17 protein-coding genes and 2 tRNA genes are annotated in these 19,082 nt (G+C 72.8%); 10 read left to right on the forward strand and 9 right to left on the reverse strand.

Annotation, left to right across the window (positions count from 1 at the left end):
- Positions 1-127: 127 nt before the first annotated feature.
- From GPA10_RS27690 to GPA10_RS27705, 4 genes are all read right to left on the reverse strand, one after another.
- Positions 128-1,729 carry an aldehyde dehydrogenase family protein gene (locus GPA10_RS27690; RefSeq protein WP_058846608.1) on the reverse strand — a complete coding sequence of 534 codons (1,602 nt, stop codon included), beginning with the start codon at positions 1,727-1,729 and terminating at the stop codon, positions 128-130.
- 103 nt (positions 1,730-1,832) lie between these two features.
- Positions 1,833-3,302, reverse strand: coding sequence for an MmgE/PrpD family protein (locus GPA10_RS27695; RefSeq protein ID WP_058846609.1), 1,470 nt, complete (start codon positions 3,300-3,302; stop codon positions 1,833-1,835).
- Positions 3,253-4,326 carry a diacylglycerol/lipid kinase family protein gene (locus tag GPA10_RS27700; protein WP_157167878.1) on the reverse strand — a complete coding sequence of 358 codons (1,074 nt, stop codon included), beginning with the start codon at positions 4,324-4,326 and terminating at the stop codon, positions 3,253-3,255. The genes GPA10_RS27695 and GPA10_RS27700 overlap by 50 nt, the downstream gene beginning before the upstream one ends.
- A gap of 41 nt (positions 4,327-4,367) precedes the next feature.
- A tRNA-Arg gene (locus GPA10_RS27705) sits at positions 4,368-4,464 on the reverse strand.
- Between the two features lie 398 nt (positions 4,465-4,862).
- Here GPA10_RS27705 and GPA10_RS27710 point away from each other — a divergent pair.
- The 4 genes from GPA10_RS27710 (at position 4,863) to GPA10_RS27725 (ending at position 9,285) form a co-directional block, all read left to right on the forward strand.
- Positions 4,863-5,981 (forward strand): DUF2156 domain-containing protein, encoded by a 1,119-nt coding sequence (locus GPA10_RS27710; RefSeq protein ID WP_157167879.1) that lies wholly within the window; start codon positions 4,863-4,865, stop codon positions 5,979-5,981.
- A gap of 26 nt (positions 5,982-6,007) precedes the next feature.
- Positions 6,008-6,235, forward strand: a complete 228-nt coding sequence (locus GPA10_RS27715; RefSeq protein WP_157167880.1) for a hypothetical protein — start codon at positions 6,008-6,010, stop codon at positions 6,233-6,235.
- A 324-nt stretch (positions 6,236-6,559) separates the two neighbouring features.
- Positions 6,560-7,672, forward strand: coding sequence for a fatty acid desaturase family protein (locus GPA10_RS27720; protein ID WP_058846612.1), 1,113 nt, complete (start codon positions 6,560-6,562; stop codon positions 7,670-7,672).
- A 218-nt stretch (positions 7,673-7,890) separates the two neighbouring features.
- Positions 7,891-9,285 carry an MFS transporter gene (locus tag GPA10_RS27725; protein ID WP_058846613.1) on the forward strand — a complete coding sequence of 465 codons (1,395 nt, stop codon included), beginning with the start codon at positions 7,891-7,893 and terminating at the stop codon, positions 9,283-9,285.
- A gap of 76 nt (positions 9,286-9,361) precedes the next feature.
- Here GPA10_RS27725 and GPA10_RS27730 read toward each other — a convergent pair whose 3' ends face one another.
- Positions 9,362-9,637, reverse strand: a complete 276-nt coding sequence (locus GPA10_RS27730; protein ID WP_058846614.1) for an acyl carrier protein — start codon at positions 9,635-9,637, stop codon at positions 9,362-9,364.
- Between the two features lie 205 nt (positions 9,638-9,842).
- Here GPA10_RS27730 and GPA10_RS27735 point away from each other — a divergent pair, with 205 nt between their 5' ends.
- Together GPA10_RS27735 and GPA10_RS43470 are read left to right on the forward strand one after the other, a co-directional pair.
- Positions 9,843-10,397 carry a flavin reductase family protein gene (locus tag GPA10_RS27735; RefSeq protein ID WP_157167881.1) on the forward strand — a complete coding sequence of 185 codons (555 nt, stop codon included), beginning with the start codon at positions 9,843-9,845 and terminating at the stop codon, positions 10,395-10,397.
- A 545-nt stretch (positions 10,398-10,942) separates the two neighbouring features.
- Positions 10,943-11,077 carry a hypothetical protein gene (locus tag GPA10_RS43470; RefSeq protein WP_277819643.1) on the forward strand — a complete coding sequence of 45 codons (135 nt, stop codon included), beginning with the start codon at positions 10,943-10,945 and terminating at the stop codon, positions 11,075-11,077.
- A 121-nt stretch (positions 11,078-11,198) separates the two neighbouring features.
- Here the strand turns inward: GPA10_RS43470 and GPA10_RS27740 are convergent, their stop codons facing one another.
- Together GPA10_RS27740 and GPA10_RS27745 are read right to left on the reverse strand one after the other, a co-directional pair.
- Positions 11,199-12,032, reverse strand: coding sequence for an alpha/beta fold hydrolase (locus GPA10_RS27740; RefSeq protein ID WP_157167882.1), 834 nt, complete (start codon positions 12,030-12,032; stop codon positions 11,199-11,201).
- 210 nt (positions 12,033-12,242) lie between these two features.
- The gene (locus GPA10_RS27745; protein WP_343041391.1) at positions 12,243-12,614 is read right to left on the reverse strand and encodes a nuclear transport factor 2 family protein; all 372 of its coding nucleotides are present in this window, start codon (positions 12,612-12,614) and stop codon (positions 12,243-12,245) included.
- A gap of 440 nt (positions 12,615-13,054) precedes the next feature.
- Here GPA10_RS27745 and GPA10_RS27750 point away from each other — a divergent pair, with 440 nt between their 5' ends.
- Both GPA10_RS27750 and GPA10_RS27755 read left to right on the forward strand, forming a co-directional pair.
- A complete protein-coding gene (locus GPA10_RS27750; protein WP_058846760.1) occupies positions 13,055-14,230 on the forward strand; it encodes a cytochrome P450 in 1,176 nt (391 codons plus the stop codon).
- A 438-nt stretch (positions 14,231-14,668) separates the two neighbouring features.
- A complete protein-coding gene (locus tag GPA10_RS27755) occupies positions 14,669-15,877 on the forward strand; it encodes a cytochrome P450 family protein (protein ID WP_058846617.1) in 1,209 nt (402 codons plus the stop codon).
- A gap of 181 nt (positions 15,878-16,058) precedes the next feature.
- Here GPA10_RS27755 and GPA10_RS27760 read toward each other — a convergent pair.
- Positions 16,059-16,145: transfer RNA gene (locus GPA10_RS27760), tRNA-OTHER, on the reverse strand.
- 168 nt (positions 16,146-16,313) lie between these two features.
- Here GPA10_RS27760 and GPA10_RS27765 point away from each other — a divergent pair.
- Positions 16,314-17,489 carry an epoxide hydrolase family protein gene (locus tag GPA10_RS27765; RefSeq protein WP_157167883.1) on the forward strand — a complete coding sequence of 392 codons (1,176 nt, stop codon included), beginning with the start codon at positions 16,314-16,316 and terminating at the stop codon, positions 17,487-17,489.
- 155 nt (positions 17,490-17,644) lie between these two features.
- Positions 17,645-18,073 (forward strand): DUF6299 family protein, encoded by a 429-nt coding sequence (locus tag GPA10_RS27770; RefSeq protein ID WP_058846619.1) that lies wholly within the window; start codon positions 17,645-17,647, stop codon positions 18,071-18,073.
- Positions 18,074-18,216: 143 nt separating this feature from the next.
- Here the strand turns inward: GPA10_RS27770 and GPA10_RS27775 are convergent, their stop codons facing one another.
- Positions 18,217-19,011: an SDR family NAD(P)-dependent oxidoreductase gene (locus GPA10_RS27775; RefSeq protein WP_157167884.1), complete on the reverse strand. Its 795-nt coding sequence runs from the start codon at positions 19,009-19,011 to the stop codon at positions 18,217-18,219.
- Positions 19,012-19,082 lie beyond the last annotated feature (71 nt).

Here is a 19,082-nt window from a genome sequence, read left to right on the forward strand (position 1 = left end):
CCGTTGTGGGTTCTTCCAAGCCGGTGCCCCGCGCCAGATGTGTGGGGGGGCCGCGCCCCGGCCGGCGGCCGGGGGCGCGGAGTGCCCGCGCCCGCGCAAGGAGCCGGGCGTGGCACGGGTGCCCGTCTCAGGGGCCGAAGACGGCCTCGTGCGGGCTGATGTCGTGGGCGATGGACACGCCCTGGATGTGCGAGGTCTTCAGGATCGGATAGTTGGCCTCGCCGTAGACGCCGCCGGTCAGGCCGGTGCCGCCGTGGCTGGGCAGATAGGGCAGGAACCCGATGTGCGAGTCGTTGATCTTCAGCAGGCCGCCGTTGACGACGCGCTGCACGAAGGCGTTGATGACCCGGGCGGACTTCACCCACAAAGAGTTGCGCAGCCCGTACTCGTTGGAGTTGACGAAGTCGATGAAGCAGTTCAGCAGGGCGTCGTCGTCCGCGCCGCGCTCGGGCACCACGATCGGCAGCAGCGGGAAGAACGTTTCGCTGCGCACGATGTCGTGGGTGCGCGCCCCGGGCAGGCCGTTGACGCGGACCACGGTGGGCTGCAGGAACACCCCGGTCTCCGAGACCGTGCCGTCCACCTCGGTGCGGTTGCCGCCGCAGATCAGCTCGCCGCCGCGGTCCAGGGACTGCTGGAGCAGCGCGAAGAACTTCTCGCTGCGCCGCACCGGGGACAGCAGGACGTCCTCGTCCTCGGGATAGCCCGGCCGCACCAGCTTGATGCGCTCCTTGACCGCCTCGATGAGCTCGTCGGCGATGTCGGGGTGCACCAGGACGCAGTTGGGCACCATGCAGATCTGCCCGGAGCCGTAGAAGGACTCGCAGATCGCCTCCGCCGCCCGGGTCAGGTCCGCGCCCTTCCAGATGACGATGGTGTCGTTGCCCGCCAGCTCCAGGATCGGCTTCTTGCCGTTGGCCACGCACTTCTCCTGGAAGCGCAGGCCCTCCTCGCTGCCGCCGATGTAGAAGATGTCGTTGACCAGCGGCGAGGCCACCCACCGGTCCAGGGTCTGCTTGGGGTTGGAGCACACCGCGTTCAGCACCCCGGGAGGCGCGCCGATCTCGTCGAGCAGCGGGCCCACCACATCGCGCATCAGCCACATCGTGGACAGCGCGATGGAGCGCGGGGCGCGCATGACGACCGCGTTGCCGGCCATCAGGGCCAGCACGGACAGGGCCGCGCTGGGGGCGGGGGCGTTCTGCGGCGGGTTGAAGGCCACCACGCCGTCGGGCTGGCGGCGCACGATCAGACGCCGGCCCTCGTGCTCGAACTCGGTGTGCATCCGCTGCCGGTACCAGTACAGGCTTTCCTCGCTGTAGATCTGCTTCATGCAGCTCAGTTCCCAGCGGGCCAGGCGCAGCGGGTGCGCCTCGGAGGTGAGGATGTCCAGGAACTCCTCCTCCCGGCGGATCAACTCCTCCCGGAACATGGTGCCCAGGCGCATCCTGCGCTCGAGCGGCACCTCGGCCCAGGCGGACGCGGCAGCCGCCGCGGCCTCCGTGGCCAGATCGATCGAAGCGTCGCTGGCGATCGCGCACCGGCCCACCACATAGGGGTGGTCGGCGGCGTCGGAGTCGGGGTTCTGCTCGAGTTCCCGCTTGAGGCTGATGCTGGTGAATACGTCCTCGAGCAGCGACCGGGCGCTGACGGTGTACACCCAGCCGTCGCCTTCGACGTCCTTGCCCGCGATATAGAGCTTGTAGCTGCGGAGTTCCTTTTCAGGCATCAAAGGACCTTTCCCACGTCTGAATTCTGGCCGCGCTCAATGGCCCACCGGCACTCGATGCTGGCAGCGCCGCCTGACGGTGCGCTGATACCTGCCTCGCGGATTACCGCAGCGCCGCCCTGATCCACTCCTGGAGGTCGTCGGCGTCCATCGAGTCCAGCTTGACCGCCGCGTCCGCGACGTCCTCACCGCCGCCGAACTCCAGGAACTTCTCCCGCATCAGCTCGGCGTGGTGGGCGCGGGTGTGCGGCCCGGCGGCGGCCAGCGGGATCATCCGCTTGCGGGTGGCGGTGCGCCCGTCGGCCAGGGTGACGGTGACCCGGGCGCCGGTGGCCTTGGCGGCCGCCGCGAAGGACGGCCTGACCGGCTGCGCGGCCGCCTCCCGGGCCAGCTCGGCGACCTCCTCGCCGCCGAAGGCCCGCAGCCAGGGCCCCGCGGCCTTCCCGGCCTGGCGCACCGCCTCCCCGAACGGGGCGTCGGAGGCGAACAGCGCCTTGGTCAGCTCCGGGTCATGCACCAGACGCACCCGCTCGGCGACACTCCAGCGGGCACGGTCGTTGAGCAGCGGGGCGGCGAAGTCGTTGACCGTGAGCCCGCCGGTCAGCAGGGCGGTGGCCACCGGATAAGGGGTGTGCAGGACCAGCGCGCCCAGCGGCGAGCCGGGCCCCACCACGTAGGAGGCCGCCTTCTTGCCCGCGAACAGCGTGTACAGCGACGCCTCCACGACGATGTCCTCGACGTCCTCGGGCCCGAACGCGCCCAGCTCGCGGTGCAGGGCCGCCGCGCAGTCCACGGCCGCGTCCACGCCCGGACCGCCGGGGTGCATCTTGAACGACAGCGTCTCGGTGTGCCAGCGCTCCCCCAGGGAGGCGTTGATCGCGTCGGGCAGCGGCACACTGGCGAACCGGTCCAGGAACCCGTCGGGATGCTCCAGGATGTCGGGGGCCCCGTGCAGGCCCGCACGCGCCGCGTCACAGGAGTCCATCGCGGTGCGCACCGGCGTGAAGGTGTTGAACAACCGCGCGTCACTGGCCAGGAAGGCCCGCATCAACGGCCAGTTGGGCATGGCGAAGGCCAGCCCCACCGCGCTGCGCCACACCGCGTCGTCGGCGCCCTCGCAGTGCAGGCGACCGCTGACCGCCCCGGCCAGATGGGTGTGCACCGCGCTGTGGCCGCGCAGCGGCCCCAGCGTCGCGGCGGCCGTGATCCGGGCCGCGCACTCGTTGGCGGCGATCACGGCCGTCAGCAGCGCGGGACCGTCCAGGCGCCGCGCGTAGGCGTAGGCCAGCGGCACCGACACGGTGGAGTTCGACAGATGCCCCGCATAGGCGGTGTCGTCCAGGTTCAGCCAGGACCCCAGACCCGACAGCACACACGCCGAGGTCCGCGGGTCGGCCTGCAGCGGCGGCCCGAACCCCTCGATCAGGCGCCGGCCCAGCGGATGCGCCATCCCCGCCCTGATCGAGGCGAGCTGCGACAGCAGCTGGCTGCTCGCCAGCGCCCGCACCGGCCCGGGAATGTCCTCAGGACGCAGCCAGGCCGCCCAGCGGCACAGCTCCTTGAGTATGGACACGCGTCACTTCCTTCGTCGCTGCGCCCCACACCGGAAGAACGCCGGGCAGCACCTGCACCGTCATGCTGGTGAAGGACAGCCGCTGCAGTTCACCGTCGTGCTCGAAGCGGAGCGGGCGCCCGTCCAGGCGCTCCACGACGATGCGCCTGCCGCGGCCGTGCACCACGCCCGGCCGCTCGTGCAGCAGGCCCGCACGCGCCAGGTGCGGCACGTCGGCCGCGGCCACCTCGGCGCCCACGACGCACACGTCCAGCAGACCGTCGTCCAGCTCGGAGTGGGGCAGGATCAGATACTGGCCGCCGCGGTAGCGCCCGCCGCCCACGTTGGCAAGGACGGTGGCGCCCTCGTGCAGCACGCTGCCGTCCACCGTGACCCGCCCCGGATAGGGCGTGAACGCGGCGGCCGCCTCCGGCAGCGCGCGGGCATAGCGCTCGCGGCCGGGCACCGTGATGGCCCGGGCGGTGATCAGGCCCTCGGCGATCAGCCCGGAACAGGCGCCGAGCAGCACCAGTTCACCGGTCTCCGCCAGCAGGCCCACATCGATGCGGCGCCGCCGCGCCCGGCTGCCGTCGCCGGTCAGGACCGCCTCCAGGGAGGCGGCCCAGGGGGCGTCGGCCCACAGCATGCGGTAGTCGGAGTTGCCGGTGCCCGCGGGCACCACGGCCAGCGCCCCCGGCCCCGGCACGGAGGCGCCGCCCGGTCCGGAGGCGCCGCCCGGGGCGTCGGCGGGGGCGGGGGAGTGCCGGCGGTGCACGGCCAGCAGGCCCTGCACCACCTCGCGTACGGTGCCGTCCCCGCCGACGGCGACGACCAGATCGGGTGCCGGGCCGCCGCCGGGGGTGTGAGCGGCCCGGACGGCTTCGGTGGCCGAGCCCCGGTGCGTCGTGCGGTGCACCGTCACCGAGTCCAGACGGGCGCGGCAGCGCTCGACGACCTCGGCGAGCAGCTGCGGGCGGGCGGTGCCGGCCGTGGGGTTGACCACGACCAGGGCCCGCCGGGGGGCCGGGGACGCCGCGAGGGGCATGAGGCATTCTCCAGACTGACTTACCTGGCCGGGACCACGAGCGGAGAGGGCAGGATTCGAACCTGCGTGGGCTTGCGCCCGATGGAACCCGACCGCAACGGGCTCCGGTCCCCGATAAGCCACTCCGGGCACCTCTCCTGGCACCGGGGACAAGGAAAAGGCGCCGCCGTTTCCGTCCCGGTTTTCGACAACCAGTCTGCGTCCGCTCCTGATATGCCGCTGACGGCCCACTGAAATCCCCCTCGGCCCGCACCTGCGGCCCTTCCAGCGGCCATATCGGCAGTGCTCTACTGCAAAGGATCCCTACCCGAGTTGAACACTCCCGGCTCTTTCCGCCCGGCGCCGCGCCACGACGCGGCGCACCGGCCCGCGCGGCACCCGCGGCAGGACGCACCACGCCACACCGCACCACAGCGCACGACGCCACACCGCACGGTGCCGCACCAGACCGCACCGCACCGTGCCGCGCCGTGGCGCACCGCGCCGCGCGCCGCCGCCCCGGGCGGACGAGCCGCTCCCCAAAGGAAGAGGGCCCCATGCCCCCGACAGCCACCCCGATCACCCCGACCACCACATCCCCGGCACCCGCACCCGCATCCGCACCCGGCCCCGCGGCCGGCCCGAACCCCGCGGCCGCCCCGAACCCGGCGGCCGGCCCGAACCCGGCGGCCGGCCCGGACACCGTCCTGCACGCCATCCGCACCCACACCCGGTCCGAGAACCCCAGCGCCTTCCTCGCCATGAGCCGCGGCACCCTGGCCTTCACCGCGCCGGGCCTGGACGGCGTCATCGCCTACCGCCAGGCCGGGCAGTACCTGGTCCAGCTCGGCGGCCCCTTCGCCGCCCAGGGCGACTACCTCCCGCTCCTGGAGCGCTTCCTGGACCACGCCCGCTCCCGGGGCCTTGGCGTGGTGGGCGCCCAGCTGCAGCGCGCGGACGCCGAGATCTACGCCCGGCAGGGCTTCACCGTCAACCAGTTCGGCGCCTCCTGGGTCGTGCACCTGCCCGGCTTCACCCTGCAGGGCGGCCGGTTCATGCGCATGCGCAACAAGATCTCCCGCGCCTTCCGCAACGGCCTCGAGGTCAGCGAGGTACCGGCCCAGGACCACGCCGAGGCGATCAGGGAGATCGACGCGAACTGGCTGCGCTCCAAGGGCGAGGCGGCCCGCCCGCTGGAGTTCCTCGTCGGCGAGATCGGCGGCCCCGGCCAGGCGCACCGGCGCCTGTTCGTGGGCACCATCGGCTCCCGCCCGGTGGGCTACATCTCCTACTCCCCGGTGTACGGGGAGCGGGCGGGCTGGATGCACGACCTCAGCCGCCGCATCCCCGAGTCCTCGCCGGGACTGATGGAGGCCATCAACTCCCACGTCATCGAGGTCCTGCGCGCCGAGGGCTGCCCCTGGCTGCACTTCGGCTTCACCCCCTTCACCGGCCTGGACCAGGAAAACGAACTGCCCGGCCACAGCCCGGCCTTCCAGTGGCTGATGCACTTCCTGTGGGACCAGGGCGAGGCCCTGTACCCCGCCCAGACCCAGCTGGCCTACAAGGACAAGTGGGCGCCCCAGGCCCCGATCCCCGAGTACGTCGCCTTCCAGGGGGACACCGCGTCCCTTGCGGCCTTCGCGCACATCTTCCGCGCCTGCAACGCCTTCTGACGCCCCCTCAAGGAGCAGCAACCACCATGACCGACCACACCACGCCCGCCCCCGAGACCGTCCCCGAGGCCGCCCCAGAGTCCGGGCCGCAGGCGGCGCCCGCACCCGATTCCACGGAGTCACTGCAACAGCAGCTGGTGCAGTCCCTGATGGGCATCATCGGCGCCCCCGACGACGCCGAGACCGCCCGCGCCGCCGACACGGTGCTGCGCGCCCTGGACGCCCGCCTGGCGGGCCGGGCCGCCGCCGCGTGAGCCCGAGTGCGGGGGGAGGCCCGCTCGAGGCGCGGCACACGCGCACCGCAGCCGCCCCCCGCCCGGCCCCGGCCCGCCCCCGCGGCGGGCCGGGGCCCGCGACCCCCGCGCACCGGCCCGAACCCCCTTGCGCACACCGGTGCCCGCCCCCGCAGCGCCCCCGCGCCGCGCCGGCGCCCCGGCGGCCGCACCAGGGGGACCCCACGCGGACTCCAGCGCCGGTCCACGTCCCCATCAGTGCCGCATCAGGCGCCTGACCGACGCTGACGTGTGCTCTCATCCGGTGCCTTAAGCCGCGATACGCCTGCTCAAGGAGATCCCTCAATGCAGTCTGCGAACATCCAAGAGACCAAACCAGGCTCGGTACGCACGCTCGATCCCGGACTCGCGGTCGCAACGGGAGAGGTGAGCAGCAAGGGCGCCTCCGCCACCTTCGCCGAGCTCCTCAAGCGCGTGAAGGCCGAAGGTCTCCTTGACCTCGACACCCGCTACGACTACCGCCGCCTGGCCCTGAACCTGGCCCTCATCGGCGCAGGACTGACCGCGTTCTTCCTCATCGGCGCCTCCTGGTGGCAGATGCCGGTGGCGGTGTGGCTGGGCATGTGCGGCGTGCAGAGCGCCTACATGTGGCACGAGGTCGGCCACAAGGCGATGTTCCGCGACAAGCGGGTGGGCACCTTCGTGGCCTACTTCCACGCCAACTTCTTCAGCGGCGTCAGCTACGCCTGGTGGGTCAACCACCACAACCGCCACCACTCCCACCCCAACCACATCAGTCTCGACCCCGACATCGGCCGCCGTACCGCGATCTTCGACATCAAGCAGTACGCCGCCCGCACCCGGGTCCAGCGCTTCATCGTCCGCCACCAGCGGGTGCTGTTCTTCGTCCTGCTGGTCCTTGAGGGCTACAAGATGGAGAAGACCACCGTCAAGGAGCTCGCCAAGCCCGGCGCCAAGCACCGGCTGATGGAGATCGGCCTGGTCGTGCTGCGCGCCGCGATCTACCTCGGGGCCGTCTTCTACTTCCTCACCCCGCTCCAGGCGATCGCGTTCATCCTGGTGCAGCACGCCGCCCTGGGCGTCTACTTCGGCCTGATGTTCGCCCCCAACCACAAGGGCATGGAGGTCCGCGACGGGGAGAAGGAGTCCCTGGACTGGCTGGAGCGGCAGGTCCTGACCTCCCGCAACATCCGCCCCAACTGGTGGATCGACTTCCTCTACGGCGGCCTGAACTACCAGATCGAGCACCACCTGTTCCCCGCGATGCCCAAGCGCAACCTGGGCCGGGCCCGCGAGCTGACCCGCGACTACTGCGCCGAGCGGAACATCCCCTACCTCGAGGTCGGCTTCTGGGAGTCCTACCGCCAGGTCGCCACGTTCCTGCACGACGTCAGCGAGCCCACCCGTACCGGCAAGGGACTCGACACCGCGGCCTGAAACCCGCCCCCGCCGCCACGACCGCCCGCCCCCCTGCCCTTCTGTGCGGAAGGAAAAAAAGAGGGGGAGCCGGCGCCCCAGGCCTCCGCCCCGGCACCCCCCTTGCCGGGGCGGAGGCGCACGCAGAGCCCCCTTCCCGTTCATCCAACCCCCCGCTCTCCGCCACCCCCCACCGCCCCTCGCCCCGCCGTCCCCGCCCACAAGGAGAGTCCAGCACCATGGCCGTTCAGACGGCGCCGCAGGCCACAGCCGCGGCGGCGCCCTCCATCGGTGACCGCCTCGACCGGATGCCGGTCACCTCCACGCACCGCCGGCTCACCGCCGTCGTCGGCGTGGGCCTGCTCTTCGACACCTTCGAGAACAACCTCTCCGGCACCATCTCCACGGTGCTGCAGGAGGACTTCGCCTTCAACGGCACCACCCTCAAACTCGTCCTGGCCTCCGCCTTCATCGGCCAGTTCTTCGGCTCCCTGCTCCTTGGCCGGGTCGCCGACCGCTACGGCAGGCGCCGCGCCTTCCTCATCAACCTGGCCCTGTACTCGGGCTTCTCCCTGCTCGGCGCGTTCTCCCCGAACGCCGTGTTCCTGATCGTCACCCGCTTCTTCGCCGGCGTGGGGATCGGCGCCGAACAGTCCCTGTCGGACTGCTACCTCGCCGACGTGCTGCCCGCCAAACAGCGCGGCCGCTACACCGCCTGGGCCTACACCCTGGCCTTCTGCGGGGTGCCGGCGGTCGGGTTCGCCGCCCTGTGGCTGGTGCCGCTGTCCCCGCTGGGCATCGACGGCTGGCGCTGGCTGTTCGTGCTGGGCGCGCTCGGCTCGGCGGTGGTGTGGGTGCTGCGCCGCAACCTCATCGAGTCCCCGCGCTGGCTGGCCGCCCGCGGCCGCCACCAGGAGGCGGAGGAGATCGTGGCCCGCATGGAGGCCCCCCTGCCCGCGGCCGGCCGCCCCCGGCCGGACACCGTCGCCGCCCACCCGGCCCCGGCCCGCGAGGCCGCCCCGCCAGCCCGCCCCGCCGGCATCGGCGTCGTCTTCCAGGCCCGCTTCCGCCGCCGCACCGCCATGCTGTGGATGTTCACCACCCTGTCGGTGGTGGGCTACTACGGCTTCGGCGCCCTGGCCCCGCAGATCCTGGCCGCCAAGGGCTACGACGTGGTCACCGGCCTGGGCTTCACCGCCGTGTCCTTCCTGGGCTACCCGCTGGGCTCCCTGCTGTCGGTGCCGGTGATGGACCGCATGGAACGCAAACAGCTCGTCGCCCTGTCGGCCGCCGTCATGGCCCTCTCCGGCCTCGGCTTCGCCTACGCCGGATCGGCCGCGCTCATCGTGTTCTTCGGCATCGTCTACACCCTGGTCAGCAACGTCTTCTCCACCGTCAGCCACGTCTACCTGGCCGAGCAGTACCCCACCGAGATCCGCGCCGCGGCCACCGGACTTGCCTACTCCCTGTCCAAACTCTCCGCCGCGGCCCTGCCGTTCGTGCTCCTGCCCGTCCTCGAGGACCACGGCCCCGGCACCATGTTCAGTGTCATCGCCGCCGCCATGGCCGCCCTGGTGGCCGCCGTCCTCATCCTGGGCGGCCGCACCACCGGCGTCTCCGTGGACCGCGACTGACACCCCCGCGCGGGCACACGGACGGCGGGCGGGGCCGGACTGAACAGTCCGGCCCCGCCCGCCGCCTGTGACACGCTCAGCCGTGGACAGCCTCGGGCTGCTCCACGGCCACGTACGCGGCCATCTGCGTCAGCGTCTCGTGCTCCAGGGCCACGATCGGGTCCAGGACGAGCCCGAACTTCTCCTCGATGTCGCCGAACAGGCCCAGGGCCGCGACGGAGTCAAGACCGTACTCGGCGTACGGGACGTCGGGACTGATCTGCGCTACCGGCACGGACACGTGGGTGCCCAGCCTTTCCGCGAGCCAGCCGAGGATCTCGCCCTCGGACATGACCGGCTCCTTGACCGCCATGTGCAGCTCCTTACGTGTTCCGGTCGGCACTGTGCCTACACCGTCCATCCTGACGCCCGCGACTCGACACCCACTCGACCCGCCGCCCCGTGCAGGGCCTGCTCTCGGCGTTCTCGAGCACCTCTTGAGCCGCCCTTGCCATCGTCTCCAGTGCCCGCCCTTGCCGAGCCCGCCGGTCCCTCACGACGAAGGAGCACCGCAGAAAATGAGCCCTGTTCAGGAGCAGACACCCGCCGTGGCCGACGCCCAGGCGTTCAAGGACGCGATGGCGCTGCTTGCCGCCCCCGTCTCCGTGGTCACCACCGTCGACGACACCGGCCGGCGCTGGGGCTTCACCGCCAGCTCGGTCTCCTCGGTCTCCCTCTCACCGCCCCTGGTCATGGTCGGCATCGCCCTGACCTCCAGCTGCCACACCCCGATGTCCCAGGCCCGCGAGTTCGTCATCAACGTCCTGGACGCCCGCCACCGCAACCTCGCCCAGCGCTTCGCCGCCCGCGGCGTGGACCGCTTCGCCGACGGCGACTTCGCCGCCTGGCAGGACGGCACCGGACCGCAGGGGCCCGGACAGGCGGGCCTGCCGTATCTGCCCGGCGCCAAGGTGCTGCTGCGCTGCCGCGCCGTGGACACGATCCGCGCGGGCGACCACGACCTGCTGCTCGGCACCCCGCTGGAGATCCGCACCAACAGCGCCACCGCCCCGCCGCTGCTGTGGTACCAGCGCGGCTTCCACACCCCGGTCCCCTCCGACCACACCGGCTGAGCCCGCACGGGCCCGCGCACGGCCCGCACTCCAGCCGCAGTCCATCAAGACTCCGGTCGCCGCCAGCACAGTAGGAATCACCCACCGTGCACGGGACAGAGACAGGCGGGAACACCACGCGACGGGACGGAAGCCGGAAACACCGGTGATCCGACCCCCGTCACGCGCAGGCCGCCCGTCTCGGAATGGCTTCCCCGCGCCCCACCGCGATCCGGTCGGCGCGGGGAGCCCCTCCCGGTCCCCTTGGCACCACCCCTCCAGCACATCCTCGCTACGGCAGGCATCCGCCTTCATCGGGCCCGGCCGCTCCTGGCACCACAGGGGCGGCCCGCCCGCACGCCCGCCCTCCCCCTTCTACCACTGGGGGAGGGCGGTGTGCGTGCCGCCCAGTCTTCCCCACCGCACGCCCCGCCACCGGCCACCCGGGCGGTTTCCCCAGCCGTCCTCAAGGCGGTCTCGACCGGATCTGGAGCCCGCTCGGGCACGGTGGTCCGATCGAACCCCTTGGGCCCGCTCCCGGCGGACCTCGGTGACGGGAGGACCCGGTGCACGACGACACGCAGGAGTACAGCAGGGTGTTCCACCACATCCCGCCCACGGCCCCGCCGCTGCGGCTCGCCGGAGCCGACGACGAGGCAGCCGTGGCGGCCGAGCCGCACATCGTCCGCGGCATCGACTGACCCCGCCGTGCAGCCACCGCCGCCGCAGGCCCCGCCCGGACACGACGCCGCGCCCGCACCCCCCGAGCAACGGGAGTGCGGGCGCGGCGTCGTACCGGTGCGGCAGGTGCGCTGCGGGGGCTCAGCGGCCGCGGGCGAACTGAAGGAGCCGGGCGTTGAGCCGCTCCCGGTGGGTGGCGAACAGGCCGTGCGCGGCCCCCTCGTACACCTCCAGGCTGCTGTGCGGGATCAGGTCCGCGGTGCGGCGGGCGCACAACTCCAGGGGCGCGCTGAGGTCGTTGTCGCCGTGGACGATCAGCGTCGGCACGTCCACGCCGCGCACATCGGCGCGCAGATCCTCGGTGAACAGGGTGCGGGTGATCTCCATCGAGGCGCGCGGGGAGCCGTCCAGGGCCAGCTGGATGAGCCAGTTCACCAGCTCCGGCGAGAGCTCGAGGGAGTCCACGGTGGCGTCGGGGCCGCCGAAGAAGGGCCCGGCGATCTGCGCCGCGCACCCGGCGCGGTCGGTGCTCATCGCACCGAGCACCTGCTCGAGGACGGACTCGTCAAGGCCCTCGGGGTTGTCGGGGCCGCGCAGCAGGAAGGGCGTGGTGGCGCACACCAGGGCCAGGCGGGCCACGCGCGCCGAGCCGTGCCGGGCCAGATAGCGCACCGCCTCGCCGCCGCCGATCGCATAGCCGACCAGGGTGGCCTCCGTCAGCTCCAACTGCTCCAGGAGGGCGGCCAGGTCGTCGGCCAGGGTGTCGTAGTCGTAGCCGTTCCAGGGCCGCTCCGAGCGGCCGAAGCCGCGCCGGTCGGGCAGGACGCAGCGCAGCCCCCGCCCGGCCAGATAGGGGGCCTGGAACTCCCACATGCGCGCGTTCATGGTGGCCGAACAGAGCAGGACCACGGGCCTGCCCTCACCCCAGTCCTCGTAGTGGAGCCGGGTGCCGTCCTTGGCCGTGACAAAGGGCATGGTGACCTACCAGAGGTGGATGAGGAGCGGGCAGGAGGGAGCGGGCCGGCGCGCCGGGGGAGCGGCGCGCCGGCCGCGGCGGTGTGCCGGGGCACCGGCGGGCGGCAGCCCGCACGGCGCCGGGTACACCAGCGGGCAGACCCCCAGGTGCGGGGATCCGCCCGGTGGAGCCCGCCCGCCGGGTGTGGCACCCGCGGGCGGAGAGGAGCGTCAGGCGCCGGCGGGGACCTTGTCGAGGAAGCCGGAGACGGTCTTGAGCTTTCCGGCGCCGTCGGTGGCGATGACGTCGAAGCCGATGACGATGTTCTCGCCGCCGGCGGCGGGGACGAGTTCCCACTGGAAGCGGGCGATGTGGTGGTTGGCGTCGACGTCGCCGAGGATCTTGAATTCGAAGCCGGTGAACTGCTGGCGGGCGCCGGTGATGACGGCGGCGATGCCGTCGTGGCCGCTCACGTCGGCGAGCGGGTCGGTGTAGGTGGCGTCGGTGGTGTACAGGTCGGCGATCGCCGCGGCTCGCTCGGTCTCGTCCGGCTCGTTCCAGATGGAGATGTACCGGCCGGCCAGTTCGGTCAGGTCACTCACGCGTACTCCTTGGTCGCTTCGATGGTTCCGGCCGCCGCGCTCGGGTCACTGCGTCCGGGCCGGTGCCGATGACGGAAAGAGGGATGCCGGAAAGGGGCTGACGGGAAGAGGGGCTGACGCGAAGGGACGAGGGGCTGACGGAAAGAGGGGCTGACGGAAAGGGGGGAGCCGTCCGCGTCCGCACTCGCCTCGCACCAGCCGGGCCCCGGACGGCACACCACGACTCAATGTGACAGAGGTGACTCAAGAGGCACTCGACGGCACATCAAGCTCCCCTCCCGGGCCGCCGCATCACGCTCCCCGAACCCGCCGGGCCCCCGGTCCGGGGCGGGGGGCGCGGGCGCCCATGCCATCCCTGAGTCACAAGTCAGCCGTGCGTCAGAGGCGCTTCGTAGGGTCGGCTCACCCCAGGACCTGCTACGTATCGAGGACGTGTGATCATGGCGAACCCCGCCTATCCGATGGCCCGCCAGTGCCCCATGGCCCCGCCCGCCCAGTACGCCGAGCTGCGCGAGCAGGGCCCGGTCAAGGTGGACATGCCCGACGGCGGCTGGGCCTGGCTGCTCACCAGCTACGCCGACGTCCGCCAGGCCATGAACGACCCGCGGTTCAGCTCCGACGACGACAAGATGAACCGCAAGCGCACCGAACTGCCGCCCGGCCACGACCTGAACTCCTTCTGGCGCAAGGACGAGCCCGAGCACGGCCGGCTGCGGCACATGATGATGACGGAGTTCACCGCCAAGCGCATCAAGGAGTGGCGGCCGCGGATCGAGGCCCTGGTCGAGCAGCTCCTGGACCGCCTGGAGACGCTGCCGCGCCCCCTGGACCTGTACTCCGAGTTCTGCCTCGCCCTGCCCACCCAGGTGATCGCCCAGCTGCTCGGGGTGCCGCCGCAGGACTATCGTCTCTTCGCCCAGCAGAGCCGCGACTGCCTGAGCCTGGACGACCCCAGCAAGTCCTGGGCCGCCTTCAACGACATGAACGACTACCTCAACAAGCTCATCGAGGAGAAGGAGCACGACCCCAAGGACGACCTGATCAGCCGTCTGCTCCACGAGCGGGTGCTCACCGGCGAGCTGGACCGCAAGGACCTCCTGCCGATGGTCCGCTTCATCCTCGTCTCCGGCTTCGAGACCACCACCAGCCAGATCACACTCAGCTCCCTCACCCTGATGACCAACCCCGACGTCCGGCTGAAGCTGGCCGCGGAGCCCGAGCGCATCACCGCCTTCGTCGAGGAGTCGCTGCGCTTCTGGTCGGTCTCCCAGGACAACATCCTGCGCGTGGTGGACCAGGACATGGAGTTCTCCGGCACCAGGATGTCCGTCGGCGACCTGGCGGTCCTCGCCATCCCCTCCGCCAACCACGACGGCAACGCCTTCCCCGACCCCGAGCGCTTCGACCTGGACCGCGGCGAGAACCGGCACGTCGCCTTCGGCTTCGGCACCCACCTGTGCGCCGGCGCCTCCCTGGCCCGCCGCGAGGTCGAGATCGCCATCCCCGCCCTCTTCGACCGCTACCCGAACCTGCGCCTCGCGGGCGACTTCGACGACCTGAACTTCCGTCAGGAGAGCCTGGTGTACGGCGTCGAGAAGCTTCTGGTCACCTGGTAGCCGCAGCAGCCGCAGCCGGCGGACGCCCGCGCGCCCGGTCAGGGGGCGCGCGGGCGCCCGCCGCCCGGCCCCGGGGCCGCGCGTGGCGCGGCACCGATACCCTCCGCCGTGTGCGGCGGCGGACTCATCGGTGCCGCGCCACACGCATGCCCGCAGCGCGGTGCGGCCGGGCCCGCCGGATCACCGCGCACCGCGCACCGCGCACCGCGCAGGGCCAAGAACCGCGGACCCTCGCGTACCGCCGGGAGCCGAGAGCCGCGCACGCCGAGAGCCGCGCACCGCCGAGTGCCGTGCGCCGTAAAGCGCCGAGAGCCGAGCACCGTCAAGCGCCGAGCACCGTGAAGCGCCGAGAGAGGCAGCCCCACCGACACACCCCACCCGGCCGGGTACGAGTGGTACGAGGCCGGTCCGCACCCAGGCGAAAGGGACCCCACACGCATGTGCGCCGGCGGCACCACCATCGACCTGTTGGAGCTCAGCCCCGACTTCGTCCGCGACCCCCATCCCGTCTACGCCGCCCTGCGCGCCAAGGGCCCCGTCCACCGCGTGCGCACCCCCGACGGGCCCGAGGTCTACCTCGTCCTGGGCCTTCAGGCCTGCCGCGCCGCCTACACCGACGCCCGGCTCAGCCGGGACTGGCGCGGCCAGGGCCGCCTGGGCCAGATCATCAACGCCGCCCCGGACGATCCGAGCCTGGCCCACATGTCGATGGCCGACCCGCCCGACCACACCCGCCTGCGCCGCCTGGTGTCGCGGGAGTTCACCCCGCGCCGCATCCAGGCCCTGGCCCCGCGCGTGCAGCAGATCGCCGACACCCTCCTGGACGAGATGACCGCGAACGGTGCCCGCAGCGCCGAGTTCCTGTCCGCCTTCGCCTTCCCGCTGGCCATCACCGTCATCTGCGAACTGCTCGGCGTACCCGAGCTGGACCGCGCCGCCTTCCGCCGCTGGTCCAACGAGATCCTCGCCCCCGCCGGCCCCGCGGCCCAGAGCGCCGCCTACGCCGAACAGGCCGCCTACCTGCCCCGCCTGGTCGGGGACAAGCGCGCCGCCCCCGGCCAGGACCTGCTCAGCGCCCTGATCCACGCCGTCGACGAGGACGGCGACCGCCTGGCGCCGGACGAGCTGATCGGCATGTGCAGCCTGCTGCTCATCGCCGGCCACGAGACGGTGGTCAACCAGATCGGCAACGGCCTGCGCGCCCTGTTCGCCCACCCCGGTCAACTGGACCTGCTGCGCGCCGACCTGAGCCTGGCGGAGGGGGCGGTGGAGGAGATGCTGCGCTACGAGGGCCCGGTGGAGAGCACCCTCGAACGCCTGGCCCTGACCGACATCGAGATGGGCGGCGTGCTGATCCCGGCCGGGGCCACGGTGCGCATCGTGGTGAGCGACGCGGGCCGCGACGGGGCGCACTTCGCCTTCCCGGACCGGTTCGACATCCGCCGCGACACCCGCGGCCACATCGCCTTCGGCCACGGCCTGCACTACTGCCTGGGCGCCCCGCTGGCCCGCCTGGAGGGCCGCATCGCCCTGCGCTCCCTGCTCACCCGCTGCCCCGGCATCACCGCCGACGCGGACCTGGCCGACCTGGAGTGGCTGCCCGGCATGCTCATCAGAGGCGTACGCAGCCTGCCCGTACGCTGGTGAGCCGCCGCCGGGCCCCCGCCAGGGGGCCCGGCCCCTCAGGCCGGCGGCAGCTCCGGGCAGGACGGGTCGTCCTCGGGCGCGAAGACGGTGAGTGCCGGCGTACGGGTGCGCTGTCCCTGCCGGCTGGCGGGTGCATGCGTGTGGCCCGCTCCACCGGGGCGTGGCGGGGCGGGCCGGGCGGCGGAGAGGGCAGGATTCGAACCTGCGTGGGCTTGCACCCGACTGAAGCGAACCTCGGTCCCCGATAAGCCACTCCGGGCACCTCTCCTTGTTCCCGGAAGAGTTGGTGTCTCCCGGTCACAGGTATGAGTCTGCACCGGGCCCCTGACCCGGCGCTGACGCCGCCCTGACATCCCCCGACCTGCCCCGGCGGTGCAGCCCCGCCCCGTGCACGGGGCGGGGCGGACGGCGGTGCGGCTCGCGTTAGCATGCCGCCATGCCGGACGCACAGCCTCACCTGGAGCCGTTCGCCCCGCGGGCCACGCCCGCGGAGCTGGAGGACCTGCGCGCGCGGCTGCGCGCGACCCGCTGGCCGGACGTGCCCGAGGACGCGGGCTGGACGATGGGCACCGACACCGCCTACCTCAAGGAACTGCTCGCCTACTGGGCGGACGGCTTCGACTGGCGCGCCCAGGAGGCGGCCCTGGCCCGCCTGCCCCGCTTCCGCACGCACCTGGGCGGCCTGGGCATCCACTTCGTGCACGCCCGCGCCGCCGCCCCCGCCGGGCCCGTGCTGCCGCTGGTCCTCAGCCACGGCTGGCCCGACTCCTTCTGGCGCTACTCCAAGGCCGTCCCCCTGCTCACCGACCCCGGCGCGCACGGCGCGGACCCCGCCGACGCCTTCGACGTGGTCGTGCCCGACGCGCCGGGCTACGGCTACTCCGACCGCCCCGCGGGCCCGGCCCCCGACTCCATCGCCGTCGCCGGCCTGTGGGCCCGGCTCATGACCGCCCTGGGCTATGACACGTTCGGCGCGGCCGGCGGGGACATCGGCAGCCACGTCAGCCGCTACCTCGCCCTCGACCACCCCGAGCGGGTGGTGGCCGTCCACCGCACCGACGGCGGCCTGCCCCACTTCGCCGGCGACCGCGCCGAACTGTCGCCCGCCGAACGCGCCTGGTTCGAGGAGGTCACCGCCTGGAGCGCGCAGGAGGGCGCCTACGCCGCCGTGCACCGCACCAAGCCGCAGACCGCCGCCGCAGGCCTGACCGACTCGCCCGCGGGCCTGGCGGCATGGATCGTGGAGAAGATGCGGTCCTGGAGCGACTGCGGCGGCGACATCGAACGCAGCTACACCAAGGACGAGATCCTCACCAACGTGATGATCTACTGGCTCACCGGGACCATCGGCTCCTCGATGCGCATGTACCGCGCGAACGCCGCCATCGCCCCCGAGCAGCTCACCCGCCGCGTCGAGGTCCCCTCCGGATTCGCCCTCTTCCGCGGCGACGTCGTCCGCCCGCCCCGGGCCTGGCTGGAGCGCACGACCAACCTCGTCCACCTGAGCGAACCCGAACACGGCGGCCACTTCGCCGCCTTCGAGGAACCCGAACTGTACGCGCGTGAACTGCGCGCCTTCTTCCGCCCCTACCGCACGGCGGCGGCCGGCTGAGGGCGCCCCGCCCGGGGGCCGCCCCGGCAGCGCGAGCACGGCACCGGCCCATGCGGCGGGATGACGCGCCGCAGATGGAGTGACGGTCGCGCCCGGCCGCGGCGCCCTGCCGTATCAGTGGACGCCCCCACCCGTCACGAACTGGGAGGCATTCCATGCCCGTACGCCCCGTCCTCGGTGCCGTGCTCTGCACGGCGGCCGTGCTGTGTGCCGCGGCCGGCCCGGCCGCCGCCGGTGCCGGCGAGAGGGTCACCGTCGACCCCGCCGGCACGGTCTCCAAGGACCACACCGTCACCCTGTCCGGCACCTACCGGTGCGCCGACGCCGTGGGCCCGGTGTTCGTCACCGCCGCGGTCAGCCAGCGCGACCCCCGCGTCAAGCGGTCCCTGAACGGCGGCCGCGCGGTGTGCGACGGCGCCGAGCACCGCTGGCAGAGCTCCGGCACGCTCACGCCGGGCGCCGTCACCCCCGGCGCGGCGGGCGTGGAGGTCACCCTCATGGAACTGCGCTCCACCGGCGGCCTGCCGCTGCCCCACTTCCACGCCGTCCAGCGCCAGAACGTCACCCTCACCGGCAAGGGCTGAACGGCCGCCCACCGCACCGGGAGTCCGGCCGCCTGCCCCGGCCCCCCGGCGTCCCCACCGTCGCCCAGGGCCTCCGCGGACCTCCGCGGGCTTCCGCGGGTCTCCGCGGGCTTCCGGGGGGCTCCGGGGTCTCCGGGCGCCGGTCAGGGAAGGATCGCGTCCACATACCCCCCGTCCACCCGCAACGCGCCCCCCGTCGTGGCCGACGCCAGGTCGGAGCTGAGGTAGACCACCATGTTGGCGATCTCCTCCGGCTCGATGAGGCGCTGCAGCAGGGACTGGGGCCGGTGCTCCTTCATGAAGAGCCGCTGTGCCTGGTCCCAGGGCAGGTCCCGGTCGACGAGCTCGTAGACGAAGTCCTCCACGCCCCCGGTGTGGGTGGGACCGGCGATGACGGAGTTCACGGTGACCCCGGTGCCCGCCGCCTGTTTGGCGAAGCCGCGGCCGACGGCCAGCAGCGCCGTCTTGGACACGCCGTAGTGGATCATCTCGGCGGGCACCACGACGGCCGAGTCGCTGGCGATGTACTGGATGCGGCCCCAGCCCCGCTCGGCCATCCGCGGCAGGTAGGTGCGGGTGAGCCGGACCGCGGCCAGGACGTTCACCTCGAAGTAGCGCCGCCACTCCGCGTCGGTGATCTCCAGCGGGTCCTTCGCGCCGAAGATGCCGAGGTTGTTGATGAGGATGTCCGCCTCCGGCAGCGCCTGCCGGACCAGGTCGGGGCCGTCGTCGGCGGCGACGTCGGCGGCCACGGGCACGAAGTCACCGCCGGGCACCTCGCCGCGCAGCCGCTGGACGGCCTCGTCGACCCGCTGCCGGTCACGCCCGTTGACGGCGACCCGGGCACCGGACCGGGCGAGCCCCGCCGCGATCGCGGCCCCGATGCCCTGCGTGGAGCCGGTGACCAGAGCGGTCCGGCCTGTGAGGTCGATGTGCATGCCTTCGCCTCTTCTCGGGACGAGGAGTGAGGGATGAGGAGTGAGGGATGAGGGATGAGGAGTGGTGCGCG

Source organism: Streptomyces typhae, from assembly GCF_009755605.1.
GTDB lineage: Bacteria > Actinomycetota > Actinomycetes > Streptomycetales > Streptomycetaceae > Streptomyces > Streptomyces typhae.